Raw genomic sequence first — 18,676 nt, 5'->3', positions numbered from 1 at the left:
AACCGCTAGAGATTCCCGCCCTTGCAACGGCGGGAGCCATTCGCCCCACATGCGTATCGTTCTGGCCACCGACGCCTGGGAGCCCCAGGTCAATGGCGTCGTCCGCACCCTGACCCGAACCGTGGCCGAATGCCGCGCGATGGGACATGAGGTCGAGGTCATCGAGCCGAGCCAATTCAAGACCATCCCCTGCCCCACCTATCCGGAGATCCGGCTGGCGCTGGGGGCGGAGGAAGAGATCCGGGAACGGCTGCGCGCGTTTGAGCCCGAGGCGGTTCACATCGCCACCGAAGGCCCTATCGGCATCGCCACGCGGCGTATCTGCGTGGAATGGAAGCTGCCCTTCACGACCAGCTATCACACGAAATTCCCCGAGTATGTCTCGGCCCGGTTCCCGATCCCGGTGCAGGTCGGTTACGCCTATATGAAGTGGTTCCACAAGCCGTCGGGACGGCTGATGGTCGCCACGCCGACGCTGCGGGACGAGCTGGTCGAGCATGGGTTCCGCAACGTCTCGCCGTGGTCGCGGGGCGTGGACACCGAGCTGTTCCGGCCGGATCTGGAGCCGATCTACCACGAGATGGGCGGCAAGGACTGGCCGAGGCCCTTCTTCCTGAACGTGGGCCGGGTGGCGGTCGAGAAGAACATCGAATCGTTTCTGGAACAGGACCTGCCGGGCACCAAGATCATCGTCGGTGACGGCCCGGCCAAGGCCGAGTTGCAGGAGAAATACCCCGAGGCGAAATTCCTGGGCGCCCGGTTCGGCGAGGAGCTGGCGCGCTGTTTCGCCGACGCCGACGTCTTTGTCTTCCCCAGCTGGACCGACACCTTCGGCCTGGTGATCCTGGAGGCCATGGGCACAGGCACGCCGGTGGCGGCCTATCCGGCGCACGGGCCGATCGACATCATCCCCGGCTCGAACGCCGGGGCGATCGACAAGGACCTGAGGACCGCCTGCCTGAAATGCCTGGAGCTGGATCGCAAGGATGTGCGCGCCTATGCGGAGAAGTTCAGCTGGCGCGCCTCGGCCGAGCAGTTCGTCGAGAACCTGCAGCCCTATCCGGACCCGGAACGCGGCCGCTTCTGGCGGCGGCTGAGGCGCATCGCCCGGCTGCGCCGCAAGGCGGCGGCCTGATCAAAAAGAAAGGCCCCGGACGCTGCGTCCGGGGCCTTTTTCGTTTGTGAGACCGGGGCCTATTTGGCCGGACGGGTCATCGGCGTCATGGCCGTGGCCCGGGCGCGTTCGGCGGCCAGCTGGTCGGCGGGCAGCGGCACCAGACCGCGGTCCTGAAGGTAGCCGCCGCGACCGGCGGACCCTTCGGAGATGAACTCCTGGACAAACTGCTCCAGCCCCGGCGTCACGCCGACGTGGGCCTTCTTCACATAGATGTAGAGGCTGCGGGCCAGCGGATAGGAGCCGTCGGCGATGGTGTCGGCCGAGGGGACGACGCCGTCGATGGTCTCAGCCTTCACCGTGTCGAGGTTCTGCTCAAGGAAGGAGAAGCCGAACACGCCCAGCGAACCCGGCGTGCGGGTCAGGGTCTGGACGATGGCGTTGTCGTTTTCACCCGAGTCGATCCAGGCGCCGTCTTCACGCAGGGTGTGCGACAGGGTCTCGAAGCGGGTCTTGTCCTGGGCCTCGACCGCGGCGACGGCCGGGATCAGCTTGGCGCCCGGCGTCATGCCCAGCTCCAGGAACGCGTCGCGGGTGCCCGAGGTGGGCGGCGGGCCATAGACCTGGATGCGCTGGTTCGGCAGGGCCTTGTTGACGTCGCTCCAGACCTTGGTCGGGTTGGCGACGAACTGGCCGTCAGCGCCCGGAACGTCCTTGGCCAGGCCCTCGAACACGTCGTTCAGTTCGAAGTTGAAGCTGTTGCCGGTGCGGGCCGTGGCGATGACGATGCCGTCGAAGCCGATCTTGATCTCGACGATGTCGGTGACGCCGTTCTTCTGGCACAGCTCGAACTCGCTGGCCTTCATCTGGCGCGAGGCGTTGGCGATGTCCGGGGTCGAGGGGCCGACGCCCTGGCAGAAGGCCTGGATGCCGCCGCCGGTGCCCAGCGATTCCACGCGCGGCGCAGCGCCGCCCGAGGTGCGGGCGAAATTCTCGGCCACGCGGGTGGCGAAGGGGAAGAGGGTCGACGAGCCCGCGGCCCAGACGCCGTTGCGGGCCTGGCCGCCGGTGTCGCCGCAGGCCGCGAGCGCCACAGCGCAGACGCCGACCAGGGCGGTGATCTTCAGGGGACGGATCATGTGCGATCTCCGTGTCATGACGAAGCGCTTAGACCAGAGCTTTGTGACGCGGCCGCTGAAGGTTTGTGACGCTTTCACGCAGCGTCCGGCGTTGCACGGCGCCCCGCCGAAAAAATCAGTGCATGCAGTGCAACAGTGCAATGCGCGCATTGTCGGTCGGGAATGAAAGCGGTCACGGCGAGCAGCGGGGCGGCGCATGGCGCGCAGTATGGGCCCGCCGCCACCTCAGGCGAGGAAAGGCCGAAAACCTTAGCGATTTCAGAGAGGGCGCGCGTTCCGGACGACATCGGCGCGCGGGTGGAGCGGCGGACGGAGCCGAGGCTCCGTCCGCGATCCGGTATTACAGCAGGCGCTTGCGCATCGCCTGGGACAGCATGTCGATGGCCGTGACGGCGATGACGATGATGATGACGATGGCCGAGACGGCGTTGAAGTCGAAGGCGTTCATCCGGTCGAACAGCACCTGGCCGATGCCGCCGGCGCCGATCAGGCCCAGCACAGTGGCTGAGCGGCTGTTGGATTCGAAGCGATAGAGGGCGAACGAGGTCCACAGCGGCGCGACCTGGGGGATCACGCCCCAGACGATCTCGTGCAGCTTGGAGGCGCCGGTGGCGCGGACGCCCTCGACCGGGCCCTTGTCGATCGACTCGACCGCTTCGGAGAACAGCTTGGCCAGCACGCCGGCGGTGTTCAGGGCGATGGCCAGGACGCCGGGCAAGGGGCCCAGGCCCACGGCGACCACGAACAGCAGGCCGATGACCAGATCCGGGATCGAGCGCAGCAGGTTCATGACCCAGCGGACCGGCGTCACCACCCACACCGGGGCGATATTGCGGGCGGCGGCCAGACCCATGGGCACGCCCAGGAAGACGGCGATGAAGGTGCCCCACAGGGCGATCTGGACCGTCTCCCACATCTTTTCGACGAACAGGCGCCAGTCGGTGAAGTCTGGACGCAGCAGTTCGCGGGCGAAGACCTGGGTGTGTTCGGCGTTGTTGAACAGGCGCGGGAAATTGCCCAGGTCCACAGGGCCGAAGCTGAAGATCAGCAGGGCCGCGACGCCGCCCCAGATCAGCAGGTCCAGCGCCCAGGCGCCCATCGATTTGGACGGCGCCTTCGGAACCGGGGTCGCGGCTACAGACGCAGCGGTGGAAGCGGTCGGGTTCAAGGCTGGACCTCACGCAGGGCGCGAAGGCGTTGCAGTTCGCGCTCGGCGGCGGCCTCGGCGGTCTTGTCGCCCTTGGCGCGGGCTTCGCCCCGCTTCTGGTCGGCGACCATTTCGCGGATCGGGTTCAGGTAGCTGTCGTCGGCGGCGCGGAACATCGAATAGTTCAGACCGGCCAGCACCTGACGCTGGCGCTCGGCCTCGGCGCCTTCGCCCTGGCCGTAGGTCAGGAAGAAGCTGCGGATCTTTTCCTTCAGCGCCGGGTCCAGATCCTCGCGCACGACGATGCCCGACTCGGGGATCGGCGGCGATGTCCAGATGTCCTCAAGCTGGGCGGCGATCTGGGGGTTCTCGCGGGTCATAAAGACGGTGTTGACCGTGTTCGAAGTGGCCACGTCGACCACGCCGGTGGCGACCGCGAAGGCGTTGGCCTGGTGGTTGGCCGCGCGCACCGTCTTGAAGCACTGGGCCGGAGCGATGTTCTTGGGATTGAACAGGAAGGTCATCGGGGCCAGCGTGCCCGAGGTCGACTGGGCGTCGCCGATACCGAAGTCCAGCGTCTTGCCGCAGGCCAGGACCTGATCCAGCGTGACGCCGGAGCCCTTCTTGGCGATCAGGGTCGATTGATAGCTGTCACGGCCTTCCGGATCGACGATACGGGCGATGACCTCGGCGTCGGCGCGGTCGATGGCTTCCAGCATCGGCTTGGCCGAGAACCAGCCCACCTGGGTCTGGTCGCCGCGCATGGCCTCGACCAGCACGGTGTAGTTCGAGCCGAAATAGGGCTTCACCTTGACGCCCGTGGCCTTGGCCATGTCGTCCAGCAGCGGTTGCCACAGCGGGCCCGACGAGGCCTGCCCCTCGGCCGACAGGATGGAGAAGACGATCTCGGTCGGCGCGCCGCCGGTCTTTTGTTCGCTCTGGCCGCACGAGCCCAGGCCGACGGCCAGGGCCGCGACGCCGGCGACGGCGACCAGACGGCGGGTGAAGGAAATGCGGGTCATGCCTTGGCTTCCCAGAACGCGTCCTCGAACTCGGGACCGTAGATGTCGATCAGACGCTTGGTGTCGAGACCGGTCGAGGGGCCGTCATAGACCACCTTGCCCTGCTGCAGGGCGATGACCCGGTCACAATAGCGGATGGCGTAATCGACCTGGTGCAGGGTGACGATCACCCCCAGACCGTCGCGCTTGTTCAGTTCGACCAGCAGTTCCATCACCTTGCGGGCGGAGACGGGGTCGAGGGAGGCCACGGGCTCGTCCGCCAGGATCGCCTGGGCGCCCTGGACGATGGCGCGGGCGATGGCGCCGCGCTGCTGCTGGCCGCCGGACAGGGTGTTGGCGCGCTGGGCCGCATAGTCGGACACGCCGACGCGATGCAGGGCGGCCATGGCCCGGTCCTTGTCACCCTTTGGCCAGACGCCGAAGGCGCCGCGCCAGCCGGGCAAACGCCCGAGCGCGCCCAGCATGACGTTGGAAAAGAGTGACAGGCGACCGACCAGATTGAACTGCTGGAAGATCATGCCCAGCTTGCCACGCGCCTGGCGCACGGCGCCGGTGACCCGGCCGTTCTTCTGGACCGTCTGGCCGAACACCTGGATCTCGCCCTTGCCGGGGTCGATCGGGTGAAGACCGGTGATGGAGCGCAGAAGCGTGGACTTGCCCGAACCGGACGGACCGATCAGGGCGACCATTTCGCCGGCGGCCACATCGACGGACACGCCGTCGAGCGCCTTTCTGGCTCCGTAGGTCTTCGAGACGTCGCGTACGGACGCGACGGCGGCTGTTGAAGAACTCATGGACCCGTGGATGCGGTTGCGAGAAGGGGCGCCGCATGACGCGCCAGAGGCGGTTCGGCAAGTCTTAATGACACGTCTGCGTCGATTTCGTCCACCCTGCGCAGGACATACGCGCGACAGGCGACAGGTTTGACCATGAAAATACCGCTTTACATGACAGTCCGCGGTCCCTAAATCGCGCGTTCCGGCGGACCCCGTGGTCTAACCGTTAAGCGCTGCTAACGCCGGTCTGGGTTAACAATTAGCAGGGGGTTACGTGAATTGCGCACGTACCAGCTTCCCCTGGACCTGGTCCGTGAGCGGTCCCCTGAACGTCCCGTCGCCCTCGTGCGGCCGCGTTCGGTTTCCGTAGCGGCGCGCTGGTTCCAGGATAATTTAAAAGCCGACGTCTTCTATGCGGTGAAGGCGAACCCGTCGCGCTGGGTCATCGAGACCCTGGTCGAGCAGGGCGTCAACGCGTTTGACGTGGCGTCTCTGGCCGAGATCGAGCTGGTTCGTTCGGTCAGCCCCGACGCGCGTCTGGCCTTCATGCACCCGGTCAAGAGCCGGGGCGCGATCACCCGCGCCTATTTCGATCACGGCGTCCGCACCTTCGTTCTGGACAGCCATGACGAGCTGGCCAAGATCCTCGACGCCACCGGCGGCGCGGGCGACCTGAATCTGGTGGTGCGCATGGGCGTGTCGGCGGACGGCGCGGCCTATTCGCTATCGGGCAAGTTCGGCGTCACGCCGGACCAGGCCCCCGCCCTGCTGCTGGCCACGCGCCAGGCGGTCCAGGACGGACTGATGGGCGTCAGCTTCCACGTCGGTTCGCAGTGCATGCGCCCCTCGGCCTATGAGGCCGCGATGGCGCAGGTCGGTCGGTCGATCAAGAAGGCGGGCGTCATTGTCGATATCGTCGACGTGGGCGGCGGCTTCCCCTCGGTCTATCCGGGCATGGTCCCGCCGGACATGAGCGAATACGCCGACGCCATCCACCGCGGCTTCGCCGAGATGCCGGTCACCCACACCACCGAACTGTGGTGCGAGCCGGGCCGCGCCCTGGTGGCCGAGTCGTCGTCGGTGCTGTGCCGCGTGGACCTGCGCAAGGGCGACGCCCTGTATCTGAACGACGGGTCGTACGGCTCGCTGTTCGACGCCACCCACTCGCGCTGGCCCTTCCCGACCAAGCTGGTCCGGGACAGCGAAGCCTCGTCGGACCTGAAGCCGTTCCGCTTCTATGGCCCGACCTGCGACAGCATCGACCATATGCCGGGCCCGTTCTGGCTGCCGGCCGATGTGCAGGAAGGCGACTTCATCGAGATCGGCATGCTGGGCGCCTATGGCGTGGCCATGTCGACCGGCTTCAACGGCTATGGCGAGCACGAGCTGGCCGTGGTCGAGGACGCCCCGATGGCCTCGCTGTACGGCCTGGCGCCGCGCTCCATCCCGACCGTGCGCACCACGGCCGAGGAGACCGCCCGCAAGGTCGTTCGCCTGTCCCGCCCCAAGGGCAAGGCCGGTCAGAAGCGTCGCAAGCGCTAAAACTGTCACTCATGCGTTGATACAAGCAGCGGCCCGTCGCTCCGTCCGGGCCGCTGCATCTCTTTTACGACGGGCGCTCAAACCGAAGGGAAACCCAAGCGATGAACGCTCCCGTGAACAAAAACACCAAGGCCGAGCTGCTGCAGAACGTCGTCGAGCACGTGGACATCACGTCCTTCGACGCCCGTCCGATCATCGACAGCATGCGCAAGATGTCGTTCTCGAGCCGCGACACGGCCCGCGCGGCCGACATCTTCTCGATGGCCATCGAGGACAAGGACTGCTCGCCGTGGCTGATCCTGGCGGGTTCGACCTCGGCCGGCGGCTGCATGCACGTGTACCGCGACATGGTGAAGTTCGGCATGATCGACGCGGTGGTCGCCACCGGCGCCTCGATCGTGGACATGGATTTCTTCGAGGCCCTGGGCTTCAAGCACTACCAGGCGGCCGGCGAGGTGGACGACAACGTCCTGCGCGACAACTACATCGACCGGATCTACGACACCTACATCGACGAGGAAGAACTCCAGGCCTGCGACCACACCATCCTGGAGATCTGCAACCGTCTGGAGCCGCGCGGCTATTCCAGCCGTGAGTTCATCTGGGAGATGGGCAAGTGGCTGTCGGAAGGCAACGCCAAGAAGCCCGGCAGCCTGATCCAGACCGCCTATGAAGAAGGCGTGCCGATCTTCTGCCCGGCCTTCGTCGACTCCTCGGCCGGTTTCGGTCTGGTCAAGCACCAGAAGGAGCGGATGGCCGAGGGCAAGCCCTATCTGATGATCGACGCGGTCGCCGATTTCCGCGAACTGACCGACATCAAGATCGCCGCCGGCGTGACCGGCCTGTTTATGGTCGGCGGCGGCGTGCCCAAGAATTTCGCGCAGGACACCGTCGTCTGCGCCGAGATCCTGGGCATCGAGGCCGAGATGCACCGCTATGCGGTCCAGATCACGGTCGCCGACGTGCGCGACGGCGCCTGCTCGTCCTCGACGCTGAAGGAAGCCGCCTCGTGGGGCAAGGTGCAGACCACGCACGAGCAGATGGTCTTCGCCGAGGCCACCACCGTCGTGCCGCTGATCGGTTCGGACGCCTATCACCGCGGCGCCTGGAAGAACCGCGACAAGCGCCGCTGGGCCAAGCTGTTCGGCAAATAGGCCGCATCGGGTCGGGAGATCCCCAAGGATCGACGACCACGGTCAGCAGGAATGGAAAGGCCGGGAGCGATCCCGGCCTTTTTCTTTTGGAACGGGGGCGGGGGGCTTGCCGTTGCGGCTGGATGACCAGGACGCCCATCCCCCCCGAAGACATCATCACTGATCCCCTGACCCCGGAACCGATGGAGGGAGTCGTGGTGGTCAAGGATCCGCCGGAAGCGGCGATGAACCTGACCGCCGATGCGGCCGAGATCTCCGGCATCCGGATGCTGGACGCCGCCGACAAGGCCCGCAAGCAGCGCTGAGTCAGCCGCAGGGAACCGCAAGGGCCTATCGTCCGCTAGTTCGCGGAAGGAGACGCCCCATGACAGACCCCCGTGACGAACCCGAGGACGCCCGCGAGGCCAGAGAGGTGGGCGAGAAGCCGGACCTGGGCCATACGGCTGACGCGCTGAAGGCGGCGCTGACCGGCACGGATTCCGGGTCGGACACCCGCGCCGGGTCGCTTCAGGGCGGAGCGGCGACGGGCTCGGACGACGATCCGGATCAGGACATTATCAACGAGACCCTGGCGACCGAGGGCATGAAGGCCGCCGACATCGATCCCAAACCGCCCGGCGCGGGCAAGGATGTAGACCAGCCCGGCGACGACGTGGACGCGCCCACCGGCTAAGCCGCCTTGCTGCCGCCGCATCCATGCGCCACGGTGCGCCCGCGAAGAACACGCGAATCTGGGAAGCTGGAATGAAGCGCGGCATGGCGATTGTCGCCGTCATTGCGACGGCAGGCATGGCGGGATGCGACGACGGGTCCGATGCGGCTGAAGCGGCGCTGCGACAGCCGCCGGTCGCCGCTGCCGGCGCGGCGGCGCCCGCCCCATCACCTGCCCCGGTCGCCGCAAAAGTCGCCGCACCGCCCGCCGCGCCGGGCGCCCCCGCCTTCGCGGTCCTGTATCCCGACGCTGCGCCTACGGCCGAACCGACGCTGGCCGACGGCCCGTCCGGCCCCGGCGGTCTGACCACTTTTGTCACCGAGGCCTCGCCGGAAGAGGTGGTGGCCTTCTATCGCCAGCGCGCCGAGGCCGAGGGCCTGTCGTCGGTGATGGCGATGAATCAGGGCGACGCCCAGGCGTACGGCGCCGCCTCGCCCCAGGCGGACGGCCCCAGCCTGCAGGTCGTCGCCTCGCCTGCGCCCGAGGGCGGGGCCAATGTCCAGCTGAGCTGGAGCGCCGGCCAGTGAAGCCGACCATTCGGGCAGCCCTGTCGTGGGCGGCCCTGTCTGTGTTGATCGTGACAACAGGCTGCGCGGGCACACCGGCGGCCCTGACTGATGTCGATGGTGAGCCCGCGCGGCAAGGCTATCTGTCGGACGCCGAACTTCAGGCCCTGGTCGCCACCATCCCGGCCCCGCCAGCGCCGGGATCGATGCGCGCGCTGGAAGACATCGAGCGCTCCGACCGGTTCCGCGCGCTGGAGGACAGCGACCGCTGGCTGCTGGCCACAGCCCATGCCGAAATCCGCCCGCCGCTGGCCCTGCAGCATTTCGACTGCGCCCTGGGCGTTCGTCTGGGCAGCGCCGAGACGCCCGTGCTGAACCGGATGATGGGACGACTGTTCCACGACGTCGACACCGTGGCCGAGGCGGTCAAGGCGCTGCACAAGCGGCCCCGGCCGGTGGCCGCCGATCCGGCGCGCCGGGCCTGTCAGACGGTCAGCGACGCCAGCCGCGCCTCGTCCAGCTATCCGTCCGGGACCTCGGCGCTGGCGACGGCCTATGGCGAGACCTTCGCCGTGATGGCGCCGGATCGGGGCGCCGCCGTGCGCTCGGTCGCCCGGTCGATCGGCGAAAGCCGGCTGGTGTGCGCCATGCACTGGCCCAGCGACGTGGCCGAGGGCGAGACCGTGGGCTTCGCCGTCTTCGCCCGGATCGCCTCTTCGGTTCCCGCCTTTGACGCCGATCTGGCCGCCGCAAGAGTCGAGCTGGACCGGACGCGGACGGCGGGCCTGACCAACCCCGGCTGCGCGGCCGAACGGGCGGCGCTGGCCACGCCCCTGCCCTAGGCCGTCATGCTGGCGCTGCTGTTCGCCCTGATCGCCCCGGACTGGAGCCTGCCGGCGGCGCGTCCGTGTGCGGCGGCGGAACTGGCCGAGCTGACCACACCGTCGACCGAACCCTATCGCTTGCTGTGCCGCGCGGTGCTGGAGCCGGGCCAGACCGTGCGTCGCCGTATCCTGATCGAGGGCGCCGAGGCGTCGGGCGCGGGTCTGGATTGCCGGGGTGGCGCGGTGACGGTCGCGGGACCGGTCCCCACCACCCGCACCCCGACCATCGCCATCTGGTCCCGCCGCGTGACGGCCGAACACTGGAGCCGGCCGACCGACGTGGTCCTGCGCGATTGCCGCATCACCGGGTCGATCCGCGTCTGGGGCATGGGGGCGGACGGAAGCTACGACGACCTGCGCGCGTCATCCCGGACAACTGACCATGTGGCGCGGACGCAAGCGGCGGCGCCGTCGCATGTGACGCTGGAGGGGCTGGAGCTGACCGGCGTGGGGTCCATTCCGCTGTACGCCGGGCCCGGCGTGACGCGGCTGAGCCTGACCGGCTCGCGATTGACGGGGCGCAGCGACGCCACAGCGATCTATCTGGACGCCGAGAGCGCGGACAACCGGATCGTGGACAACGCCTTCGCCGTGCGGACACGGCGCGAGCAGATCGCAGTGGACGGCTCGGCCCGCAACACCGTCACCGGCAACCGGTTCGTCCTGAACGGGCAAGGCGGCGTCTTCCTGTATCGCAACTGCGGCGAGCGGGGCGTGATCCGGCATCAGACGCCGTCGGACAATCAGATCACGGACAATGTCTTCACCGGCGCGGCGCGCTGGCGACCGCAGACCGTGGTGGTCGGATCCCGCGAGGGGCGACGCGCCTATTGCGGCCAGGACAAGGGTTGGCCGTTCGGCAGCAGCGCCGACGACGGCGACGGCGCGACGGGGAATGTCGTCGCGCCGAACGAGATGGGGCGCTGAGCCCATCCTCCCCCATACAATGGGGGAGGGGGACCGCCGCAGGCGGTGGTGGGGGCGAGCCCGTCCACCGCGCTGAAGTCGCCCCCTCCACCATCCTTCGGATGGTCCCCCTCCCCCGCTACGCAGGGGAGGATCTGGCGATCAGGCCGGGCGGCCGTTGGCCAGAGCGCCGTACAGGTCCACCCGCCGGTCGCGGAAGAAGCCCCAGGCGGCGCGGTGGCGGTCCAGGAAGTCCAGGTCGAAGGTGTGGACCAGCACGCCCTCTTCCCCTTCGAGACTCTCGACCAGATCGCCGCGATGGTCGGCGATGAAGGAGTGGCCGTAGAAGGTCTGGCCCGCCCCGGTCACCTGTTCATGGCCGATGCGGTTGGCGCCGACGACCGGCACGACGTTGGACACGGCGTGCCCCTGCATCGCCCGGCGCCAGGGTGCGGCGGTGTCGAGCGTATCGTCATGCGGCTCGGTGCCGATGGCGGTCGGGTACATCAGGATCTCGGCGCCCTGCAGCATCATCGCGCGAGCGGTTTCGGGGTACCACTGGTCCCAGCAGATGCCGACGCCGATGCGGCCGAAGCGCGTGTCCCAGACCTTGAAGCCGGTGTCGCCGGGCCGGAAGTAATATTTCTCCTGATAGCCGGGGCCGTCGGGGATGTGGCTCTTGCGATAGACGCCCATCAGCGAACCGTCGGCGTCGATCATCACCAGGCTGTTGAAATAGTGCGGCCCCTCGCGCTCGAAGATCGAAACGGGGATGACCACGCCCAGTTCCCTGGCCACCGGCTGCAGCTGGACCACGGCCGGATGGGTGCGCCATTCATAGGCGGTTCCGAACCACTTCTCTTCCTGCGAGACGCAGAAGTACGGCCCCTGGAACAGCTCGGACGGCAGGATGACCTGCGCGCCCCTGGCCGCTGCCTCGCGGATGAAGCTGACGGTCTTGTCGATGTTCGCCTGCATGTCCTCGGCCCCATAGGAGGTCTGGATGGCGGCGACGGAGATGGTGCGGGTCATTGGGCGGCCCTTTGGTGAAGAGTGCTAGTGAGCAAGATGTGAGCGATCATCGCCGCTCCTCAAGGGACCGAAGCAACCCGGTCGCCATCCTGCCCAGTTCAAGCAGGTCGTTGAAGATGGCCCGATAGGTGGGTTCGTCCACATATTCGAGCCTGCGCGCCACGATCAGCAAGGTTTCCAGTTCCGCCAGAGAGCCGCGGGCGATCCCGACGAAGTGCATGAACTCTCCCGGCGTGCGACGCCCCGCCCCCTCGGCGATGTTCGCGGGGACGGACACCGCTGCACGTCTTACCTGGCTGACGAGCCCATACTGCTCGTGCTTCGGCCATGCGGCCGTCAGTCGATAGAGCGTTTCCGTCACGTCCAGCGATATCTGCCAAACTTTCAGGTCGCGGTGACTGCGGGGAAGTTCGTTGCTCACTCCTTGCTCACTAGCACTTTTCACCCCACCCTACGCCGGTTCCTGCTGCGAGATGCAGTGGAACGAGCCGCCGCCCGACAGGATGGCGACGGACGGCAGGGCGATGACCTGGCGGTCGGTGAAGACGGTCTCCAGCGCCTCACAGGCGAGGCGCGCGGCGGTCTGGTCGCCATAGGTCGGGACGATGACGGCGCCGTTGGCGATCAGGAAATTCATATGGCTGGCCGGGACCGGTCGCTCGTCCTCGTCCAGCACCAGGCCCGGCGACGGGATACGCAGGACGCGGATCGGACGGCCCGCCGCATCGGTCATGGCCGACAGGGCGCGGGCGGTTTCGTCATAGACCTCGTGGTTCGGATCTTTCGGCCCATAGCCGACCGGGGCGGCGACGACGCCCGGCGCGACGAAGCGGGCCAGGTTATCGACGTGTCCGTCGGTGTGATCGTTCAGCAGGCCGTCGCCCAGCCACAGAACCTTTTGCGCGTGGATGGCGTCGGTCAGCGCCCGGGTCGCCGTCGCCTCGGTCCAGCCGGGGTTGCGGTTGGGGTTCAGCAGGCACTGGCGCGTGGTCAGGACCGTGCCCGACCCGTCATGATCCAGGGCGCCGCCTTCGAGGATGAAATCGTGGCGGGTCAGGGCGACACGCGACGCCGCGCCGATCTGGTCCGCGACCTCATTGTCGTGCGGCAGGTCGTATTTTCCGCCCCAGCCGTTGAAGGTGAAGGCATGGGCGGTGGTGGAGCCCTCGCCGAAGATCGGGCCGGTGTCGCGCAGCCAGATGTCGCCGAACAGGCCGGGCACGACCGTGACGCCGTCGACACCGGCGAAGCGGGCGCGCGCCTCGTCCAGCGCCGCGTCATTGCCGACCATCAGCCGGACCTGCTCGCGGCCCGGCCCGGCCAGGGCGCGGACCAGGGCCTCGACCTCGGCCTGGGCGGGCTCCAGGTTGTCTTCCCACAGCTCGGCATGGCTCGGCCAGCCGACCCACATGGCGCGGTGCGGCGCCCATTCGGCGGGGATCGGACGATCGGTCATGCGCTGTGGTCTCCTGTCATCGCCAGATATCGGGCGAACCGCGCCAGATAGGCGGCGCCGCCCCCCGTTTCAACAGCTTGCGGCCGGACGGGGCGCAAAGAAAAAGGGCGGCCCGTCGCCGGACCGCCCCTCTCACAGTTTTGGTGACGTCGCTTCCTTAGAAGGCGAAGCGAGCGCCGACCTTCATCTGCCAGGTCGACGTCGGCAGCTGAGCGTTCGGACGGCGAGGCTGGCCGGCCAGATCGCCCGCACCGGCATTCTGCAGTTGCGAGTAATCATAAACCGTATCCGATTGACCGCACTTGTTGGTCGCCGATGCCGATTGGCAGTTCAGCACCACGGTGCCGACACCCCGATAGAAGGGATACTGCTCCAGGACACCCCAACGCGAGTTGATCATGTTACCGAAGTTCTCGATGTCCATGTACAGCTTGACCTTGCCGGTCGGCATGTAGGGAACCGAGATCTCCTGCGACAGGCGCAGGTCGAACGTGGTGACCGCCCCGGTGCGGAAGGCGTTACGCGGCGCAATAGCCCCGGCGTACTTGATCAGACCGGTGTTCTGCAGGAAGGCGTTGAAGTTCGCCAGACCGTCGGCGTTGCCCAGGTTACCCGAGTAGACCACGTTCGGGTCGCTGGTGGCGGTCACCAGACCCGAGGCTGAGTCCACTTGCGGCACGTAGAACAGCTGGTTCGAGGTGCCCAGAGCGCCCGAATAGGACTGCGGAACTGCGTTGCCGAAGTCGTTGTCCTGGTTCCGCGAGGTGTCCCGGCTGTTGTGGAAGACGTACGAGAACGGCAGGCCCGAGCGACGCTGGCCGAAGACGTTGATCGACGTCTCGTTGTCGCCGAACAGCTTGCGCGCCCAGTGAGCGTTGACCGAGAAGCGGTGACGGATCTCGTAGTCCGAGGTCGCCAGAACCGGGTTGTTATGGTCCGCCGAGGCGAAGCGCATATACGACGAGTCCGGCTGCGAGCTGGTCATCGGGTTGGCGTCTTCAGCTTCGGTGTAGGTGTACACCGCGCGGACATCGAGGCCTTCGAAGAAGCCGTCTTTCCAGTCCTTCTGGGCCGTGAAGGCGACCGAGCCGGAGAAGCCGCTTTCGTCCACGTTGGACAGCAGCAGGTCGAAGTTCAGCGGGTTGACCGACAGGACCGGACGCTGGGCGTACACCGGGCGGCCGTCAGGCGCGCGACCGATCTCGTCCGACAGCAGATCAGTGTAGTAGAGCGCGTTCTCGAACTGGTTGTACAGGAAGTCCGCTTGCAGGCGGAAGTCCTCGATCACCGGCAGGCTGAAGTCCCGGCCGACAGTCAGGTTGTACTTCCAGGCGCTCGGGATCTCGAAATCAGGATCCATCGCCACCACGCTGCTGTTGCCAGGCGTGAAGGTGCAGGCGCCGGTCGGCACTTGCGACAGGTCGGTGATGCCGGTCAGGAGAGCCGGGTTACACGCGGCGCTGACGATGCGCATGCCGTCGTTGCCGAACGGGTTGCCGACCTGAACGTTGGTGCCGATCGCCGAGAAGCGACCGATGCCCCCGGACACGGTCCAGACACCCGGCGTCCAGTTGAAGCCGAAGCGCGGCATGAACAGATCGCGGCCGTCCAGATTAGCGGTGTTGTCGAAGCCGTTGCGCGTGGCGAAGTTGGCGTTGCGCACGGGACGGTCGTCCATGCCGAACCAGTCGTAGCGCAGGCCGAACGACAGGCGCAGATCGTCGGTCGCCTGCCAGGTGTCTTCCAGGTACGCCGAGTTCAGGTCGTAACCGAACTCGGTCGCGGCGTTACGGGCCGTGCCGAAGGTGGCGGGGACGGCGCCGCCTGCGGGGTCGACCACGCCGCGGATCAGCAGTTGCGAGGCGCGACCCGCCTGGAAGTCGGCGAAGGTGTCGAAGGTCCACTGACCCAGCGACTGCTGCACGAAGACGTTCAGGAATTCACGTGTCTCGGTGCGCAGCCCGGCCAGGAAGTCATGCGAACCCAGGTTATAACGCGCGATCAGCTCGGCGTTCTGGTTCTCGCTGTACAGATAGTTGTCGTGGCGGAAGTTGTCGGCGCCGAACTGGATTTGCGGACGCAGCCCAGGAGCGGTGCCCAGCAGATCGGCGACGCCGACGGTCACCTGGCCGACGCTCATGCCGCCAGCCGGCAGCTGCGTGGTTTCGGTTTCCTTGTAACCGACGCGCAGCTCGGTCGAGAAGGCGTCCGTCCACTGCGAGTTCAGTTGGGCGTTCCAGGTCGTGAGACGCTCGTCCTTCAGATACTGCGAGGACTCCAGCGCCTGGCGGGGCGACGTCGGGCTGGTCGAACCACCGTTGACGAAGGCCGAGCTGGTCGAACCGTTGAACGAGGTACCCTGGGTTTCCTGGAAGGTGACGGCCAGACGATGGTTGTCGGTGATGTTCCAGTCGATCTTGGCGAGATACTTCTCGTCCTGAACGGGCGGAGCAAGGTTCACATACGAGCCCGGATCATAGTCATACCGAGCCTGGGTCGCGGCGCGGAAGGTCTCCACAGCGGCCGAGGTGATCAGCGGAATCGGCTCACTGAAGCCGGCGTCGGCCGGGCCGTTGTTCAGCGAGAACTCGGATTCGAAGCTCTCGTATGAGGCGAAGAAGAACAGTTTGTCGCGGATGATCGGGCCGCCCAGGGTCACGCCCCACACGGTTTCGTCAAAGACGCGCTGATAGTCGCGGTAACGACGGACGCCGTCGCCCCCGCTGTAACCCCAGTATTTGTCGCCCAGCATGCTGTCATCGCTCTTCTCGATGAAGGCCGAGCCGCTGAAGGCGTTGGTGCCGGACTTGGTCACGGCGTTGATCGAACCGCCGATGAAGCCGTTGTTGATGACGCTGAACGGCGCCGCCGAGACATTCACAGCCTCAACCGCGTCCAGCGAGATCGGGGAGCGCTGGGTCGGATAGCCGTTGCCGTTCAGGCCGAACTCGTCGTTCTGGCGAATGCCGTCGACGGTCAGCTGGTTCAGGCGGGTGTTGACGCCGGTGAACGACAGGGCGTCTTCGTTCGAGGGATCAATGGTGGCGAAGGGGTCGAGGCGAGCCGTGTCCTTCAGGTCGCGGCTGATCGACGGCAAGGACTGGATGGTGTCAGCGCCGTAGTTGGAGGCCGAACCGGCGCCGAAATCGTTGGCGAACCGACGTCCCGAGACGACGACTTCGTCAAGCGTCGTGGCGTCGGAATAGACCACGACATCCGCGTTCACCGCATCGCCCACGCCGATAGCCGACAGTTGGGCAGCGCCCTGACCGGCGGCGCTCGAGGCCGAAACGGTGTACGGACCACCGACGCGCAGGCCGCGCGCGCTGAAGAAGCCGTTGCCATCGGCGACGGTCGTCGCCGATGTGCCCGTGGGCTCGTGGCGCAGGGTGATGTTGGCGTTGGCCGCCGGCACACCGTTCATGTCCGTCACGCGGCCACGGATCGAGCCAGTGGTTTCCTGGGCGTGGACCGCCGAGGCGGTGGCCATCAGGATCGCCACGGCCGAGGCGCCGTAGCTGAGCTTCTTCATAAACATCGACGATGCATCCCCTGCCGGTCACATCGCCGTCGCAGCCGGATGCTGGACTTTTTCAAGGCGAGAGTGACCGAGTCCGGCCCCCTCTAGGCCGCGAACTGAACGCATAGGCGACACTAATGTGACAGATGCATGACGACGATCAGGGGTGGCCGGAACGCCACACCTGAGGTCGCGCGGGCTATCGTTCGGCCCGTACGAAGAAATGCGCAAGCCGGGCCGCGGTCGAACGGCGCGCCCGGGGTTCGTGGTAGTTGCCGTTGATCTGGCTGCGGGCGATCACATGACTACGGAAACGCATAAACAGGTCTGCGTCCGGCTCCTGCGGGTCCTTCCAGAAGGCGTCGAGAGGTTGCTGGTCGGTCAATCCCCCGAAGTCGAAGAAGGCCGAGCCGAGAACCTTGACCGGCGTATGGAAACCAAGAGCGGACAAGGCGGCCGAGGAATTATTCACGATCATCCCGCGGGACGCCCGGCACAACTGCGCCAGACTTCCACCGTCTATAAAATCCACTCGCCCTTCCACTCCACGTTCGACCGCCAGAAGCCGGGTTATCCTGGCGAGGTCCGTCAGGCCGGGATCGAGGGGATGGTTCTTGATCACCAGACGCGCCTCGGACGGAGCATGTTCGGCAAAGCTGGTCAGCACCTCGGCCAGGAAGGCGGTGTTATCGGCATAGGAGGAGTAACGCAGCAACTGCGCGTCCCCTTCCCGCTGAAGGCAGGCGATGAAGAAGGATCCCCGGCGCGCGATACGGATCGCGTCGCACTCTCGCTGGGGCCGGAAGCGAAGCGAGATGTAGCGGCGGATATGTCCGACGGCCTGGAGCCATGGCGACTGGGTATAGGGGTTGACGTAGCGGGGATAGAAGGCCGCTCCCAAGCCCTGCAACAGATGGTAAAGAGTGATGTTCAGCACGTGGTGCGGCAAGATGCTGCCGATGGGTCGTGCGCGCGCTGCGATGGCGATGGTGTCATAGGCATCGCGGTGACGCGGCAGGCCGCTGCTGGCGTTCACGCCATTCCGCTCGACGGTCACCCAGTCGGGTCGAAAATAACCGTTCTCCAGAACCCACACCGCGGCGCTCAATGTGGCGGCCTGGGTAAGAACACCCTGATTGTAGGGGCCATTCTCTCCGAACACGATAATGTCGGTAAAATCAGCGGCCAGTTGCGCCAATCGCGTCGGCCACAATTCAGGACTATCCCGAAAGGGAATGCCCCCACGTCGCCGCCATGTGAGCGCATCGCCGCTGTTCAGAAATATTCGTGATACGTGCCCGCCTTGCGCGGTGATCGCCTCTGCCAGGCCACGGGCGAAGGGGCCGAATGGCGCCGTCACGATAAGGAATCGCCTGCCTCCCAGCCCACCCTTTGGGGCGGCAGAGGCGTGATCCTCTATGGATCGAATGACGGGTTCCGGTGCGGCGAGCAACGCGACAACTTTTCCGAGCGAAATTAAAGTCAGACCGTTACTAGTGCGGGCACGCTGCAGGTGACAAGCACTGGCCCGCAAACTGTCTCTGAAAGCGATACCGCCGGCCCCTTTTGGAGGCCGGCGGCAAGCATGGTCATCGACGCTTCTATATGGTCCGCAGGTTGGGGGACCGGACGGATCCGGTCCCCTGGCCCGCAGGGTCTTAGAAGTTGATGTCGATGGTGGCGCGGCGGTTCAGCGGCTCGCGCACGCCGTCGCCGGTGGCCTTGGCCGGGGCGGTTTCGCCCTTGCCGTCCAGCGAGATCACGCC

The 18,676-nt window shown here is 66.7% G+C and carries 18 protein-coding genes; 8 read left to right on the top strand and 10 right to left on the bottom strand.

The genetic code is table 11. The features are described 5' to 3' along the window. Nucleotides 1-49 precede the first annotated feature (49 nt). A complete protein-coding gene (locus EON91_RS03280) occupies nucleotides 50-1,135 on the top strand; it encodes a glycosyltransferase family 1 protein (protein WP_292091578.1) in 1,086 nt (361 codons plus the stop codon). 59 nt (nucleotides 1,136-1,194) lie between these two features. On the opposite strand, the gene EON91_RS03275 is transcribed toward EON91_RS03280, so the two are convergent. The 4 genes from EON91_RS03275 to phnC all read right to left on the bottom strand — a co-directional run bounded on the left by EON91_RS03275 (nucleotide 1,195) and on the right by phnC (nucleotide 5,216). Further along, nucleotides 1,195-2,253 carry a substrate-binding domain-containing protein gene (locus EON91_RS03275; RefSeq protein ID WP_292091576.1) on the bottom strand — a complete coding sequence of 353 codons (1,059 nt, stop codon included), beginning with the start codon at nucleotides 2,251-2,253 and terminating at the stop codon, nucleotides 1,195-1,197. 340 nt (nucleotides 2,254-2,593) lie between these two features. Then, nucleotides 2,594-3,352 carry a phosphonate ABC transporter, permease protein PhnE gene (phnE, locus tag EON91_RS03270; RefSeq protein ID WP_292091627.1) on the bottom strand — a complete coding sequence of 253 codons (759 nt, stop codon included), beginning with the start codon at nucleotides 3,350-3,352 and terminating at the stop codon, nucleotides 2,594-2,596. A gap of 65 nt (nucleotides 3,353-3,417) precedes the next feature. Next, nucleotides 3,418-4,422: a phosphate/phosphite/phosphonate ABC transporter substrate-binding protein gene (phnD, locus tag EON91_RS03265; RefSeq protein ID WP_292091575.1), complete on the bottom strand. Its 1,005-nt coding sequence runs from the start codon at nucleotides 4,420-4,422 to the stop codon at nucleotides 3,418-3,420. After that, complete coding sequence (gene phnC, locus EON91_RS03260) at nucleotides 4,419-5,216, bottom strand: phosphonate ABC transporter ATP-binding protein (RefSeq protein ID WP_292091573.1); 798 nt, start codon at nucleotides 5,214-5,216, stop codon at nucleotides 4,419-4,421. The genes phnD and phnC overlap by 4 nt, the downstream gene beginning before the upstream one ends. 261 nt (nucleotides 5,217-5,477) lie before the next feature. Between phnC and EON91_RS03255 the strand changes: the two genes are divergently transcribed. The 7 genes from EON91_RS03255 (at nucleotide 5,478) to EON91_RS03225 (ending at nucleotide 10,923) form a co-directional block, all read left to right on the top strand. Further along, nucleotides 5,478-6,740, top strand: a complete 1,263-nt coding sequence (locus EON91_RS03255) for a type III PLP-dependent enzyme (protein ID WP_292091572.1) — start codon at nucleotides 5,478-5,480, stop codon at nucleotides 6,738-6,740. Between the two features lie 101 nt (nucleotides 6,741-6,841). Beyond that, nucleotides 6,842-7,894 carry a deoxyhypusine synthase gene (locus EON91_RS03250; protein ID WP_292091570.1) on the top strand — a complete coding sequence of 351 codons (1,053 nt, stop codon included), beginning with the start codon at nucleotides 6,842-6,844 and terminating at the stop codon, nucleotides 7,892-7,894. Between the two features lie 122 nt (nucleotides 7,895-8,016). Next, nucleotides 8,017-8,199 (top strand): hypothetical protein, encoded by a 183-nt coding sequence (locus EON91_RS03245; RefSeq protein WP_292091568.1) that lies wholly within the window; start codon nucleotides 8,017-8,019, stop codon nucleotides 8,197-8,199. A 59-nt stretch (nucleotides 8,200-8,258) separates the two neighbouring features. After that, a complete protein-coding gene (locus EON91_RS03240) occupies nucleotides 8,259-8,567 on the top strand; it encodes a ribonuclease (RefSeq protein WP_292091567.1) in 309 nt (102 codons plus the stop codon). Between the two features lie 83 nt (nucleotides 8,568-8,650). Further along, nucleotides 8,651-9,133, top strand: a complete 483-nt coding sequence (locus tag EON91_RS03235; protein ID WP_292091566.1) for a hypothetical protein — start codon at nucleotides 8,651-8,653, stop codon at nucleotides 9,131-9,133. Then, complete coding sequence (locus tag EON91_RS03230; RefSeq protein ID WP_292091565.1) at nucleotides 9,130-9,954, top strand: phosphatase PAP2 family protein; 825 nt, start codon at nucleotides 9,130-9,132, stop codon at nucleotides 9,952-9,954. Before EON91_RS03235 ends, EON91_RS03230 begins: the two co-directional genes overlap by 4 nt. Before the next feature lie 6 nt (nucleotides 9,955-9,960). Next, a complete protein-coding gene (locus tag EON91_RS03225; protein ID WP_292091564.1) occupies nucleotides 9,961-10,923 on the top strand; it encodes a right-handed parallel beta-helix repeat-containing protein in 963 nt (320 codons plus the stop codon). A 141-nt stretch (nucleotides 10,924-11,064) separates the two neighbouring features. Here the strand turns inward: EON91_RS03225 and aguB are convergent, their stop codons facing one another. The 6 genes from aguB to EON91_RS03195 all read right to left on the bottom strand — a co-directional run. Next, a complete protein-coding gene (aguB, locus tag EON91_RS03220) occupies nucleotides 11,065-11,934 on the bottom strand; it encodes an N-carbamoylputrescine amidase (protein WP_292091563.1) in 870 nt (289 codons plus the stop codon). Nucleotides 11,935-11,980: 46 nt separating this feature from the next. Next, on the bottom strand, nucleotides 11,981-12,355 hold the full coding sequence (locus EON91_RS03215; protein ID WP_292091562.1) for a four helix bundle protein: 375 nt from the start codon (nucleotides 12,353-12,355) through the stop codon (nucleotides 11,981-11,983). 30 nt (nucleotides 12,356-12,385) lie between these two features. Next, entirely contained in the window at nucleotides 12,386-13,390 is a 1,005-nt protein-coding gene (locus tag EON91_RS03210) for an agmatine deiminase family protein (protein ID WP_292091560.1), read from the bottom strand. A 157-nt stretch (nucleotides 13,391-13,547) separates the two neighbouring features. Next, entirely contained in the window at nucleotides 13,548-16,928 is a 3,381-nt protein-coding gene (locus EON91_RS03205; protein ID WP_292091559.1) for a TonB-dependent receptor, read from the bottom strand. A 181-nt stretch (nucleotides 16,929-17,109) separates the two neighbouring features. After that, on the bottom strand, nucleotides 17,110-18,270 hold the full coding sequence (locus EON91_RS03200) for a capsular biosynthesis protein (RefSeq protein WP_292091557.1): 1,161 nt from the start codon (nucleotides 18,268-18,270) through the stop codon (nucleotides 17,110-17,112). 298 nt (nucleotides 18,271-18,568) lie between these two features. Then, nucleotides 18,569-18,676, bottom strand: a 108-nt coding sequence (locus tag EON91_RS03195) for a hypothetical protein (RefSeq protein WP_292091626.1), incomplete at its 5' end; no start/stop codon positions are given.

The organism is Brevundimonas sp. (assembly GCF_004210735.1).
In the GTDB taxonomy this organism is placed as follows: domain Bacteria; phylum Pseudomonadota; class Alphaproteobacteria; order Caulobacterales; family Caulobacteraceae; genus Brevundimonas.
The sequence above is the reverse complement of the archived record's forward strand: the minus strand, read 5'-3'. Positions and strand labels throughout refer to the sequence as shown.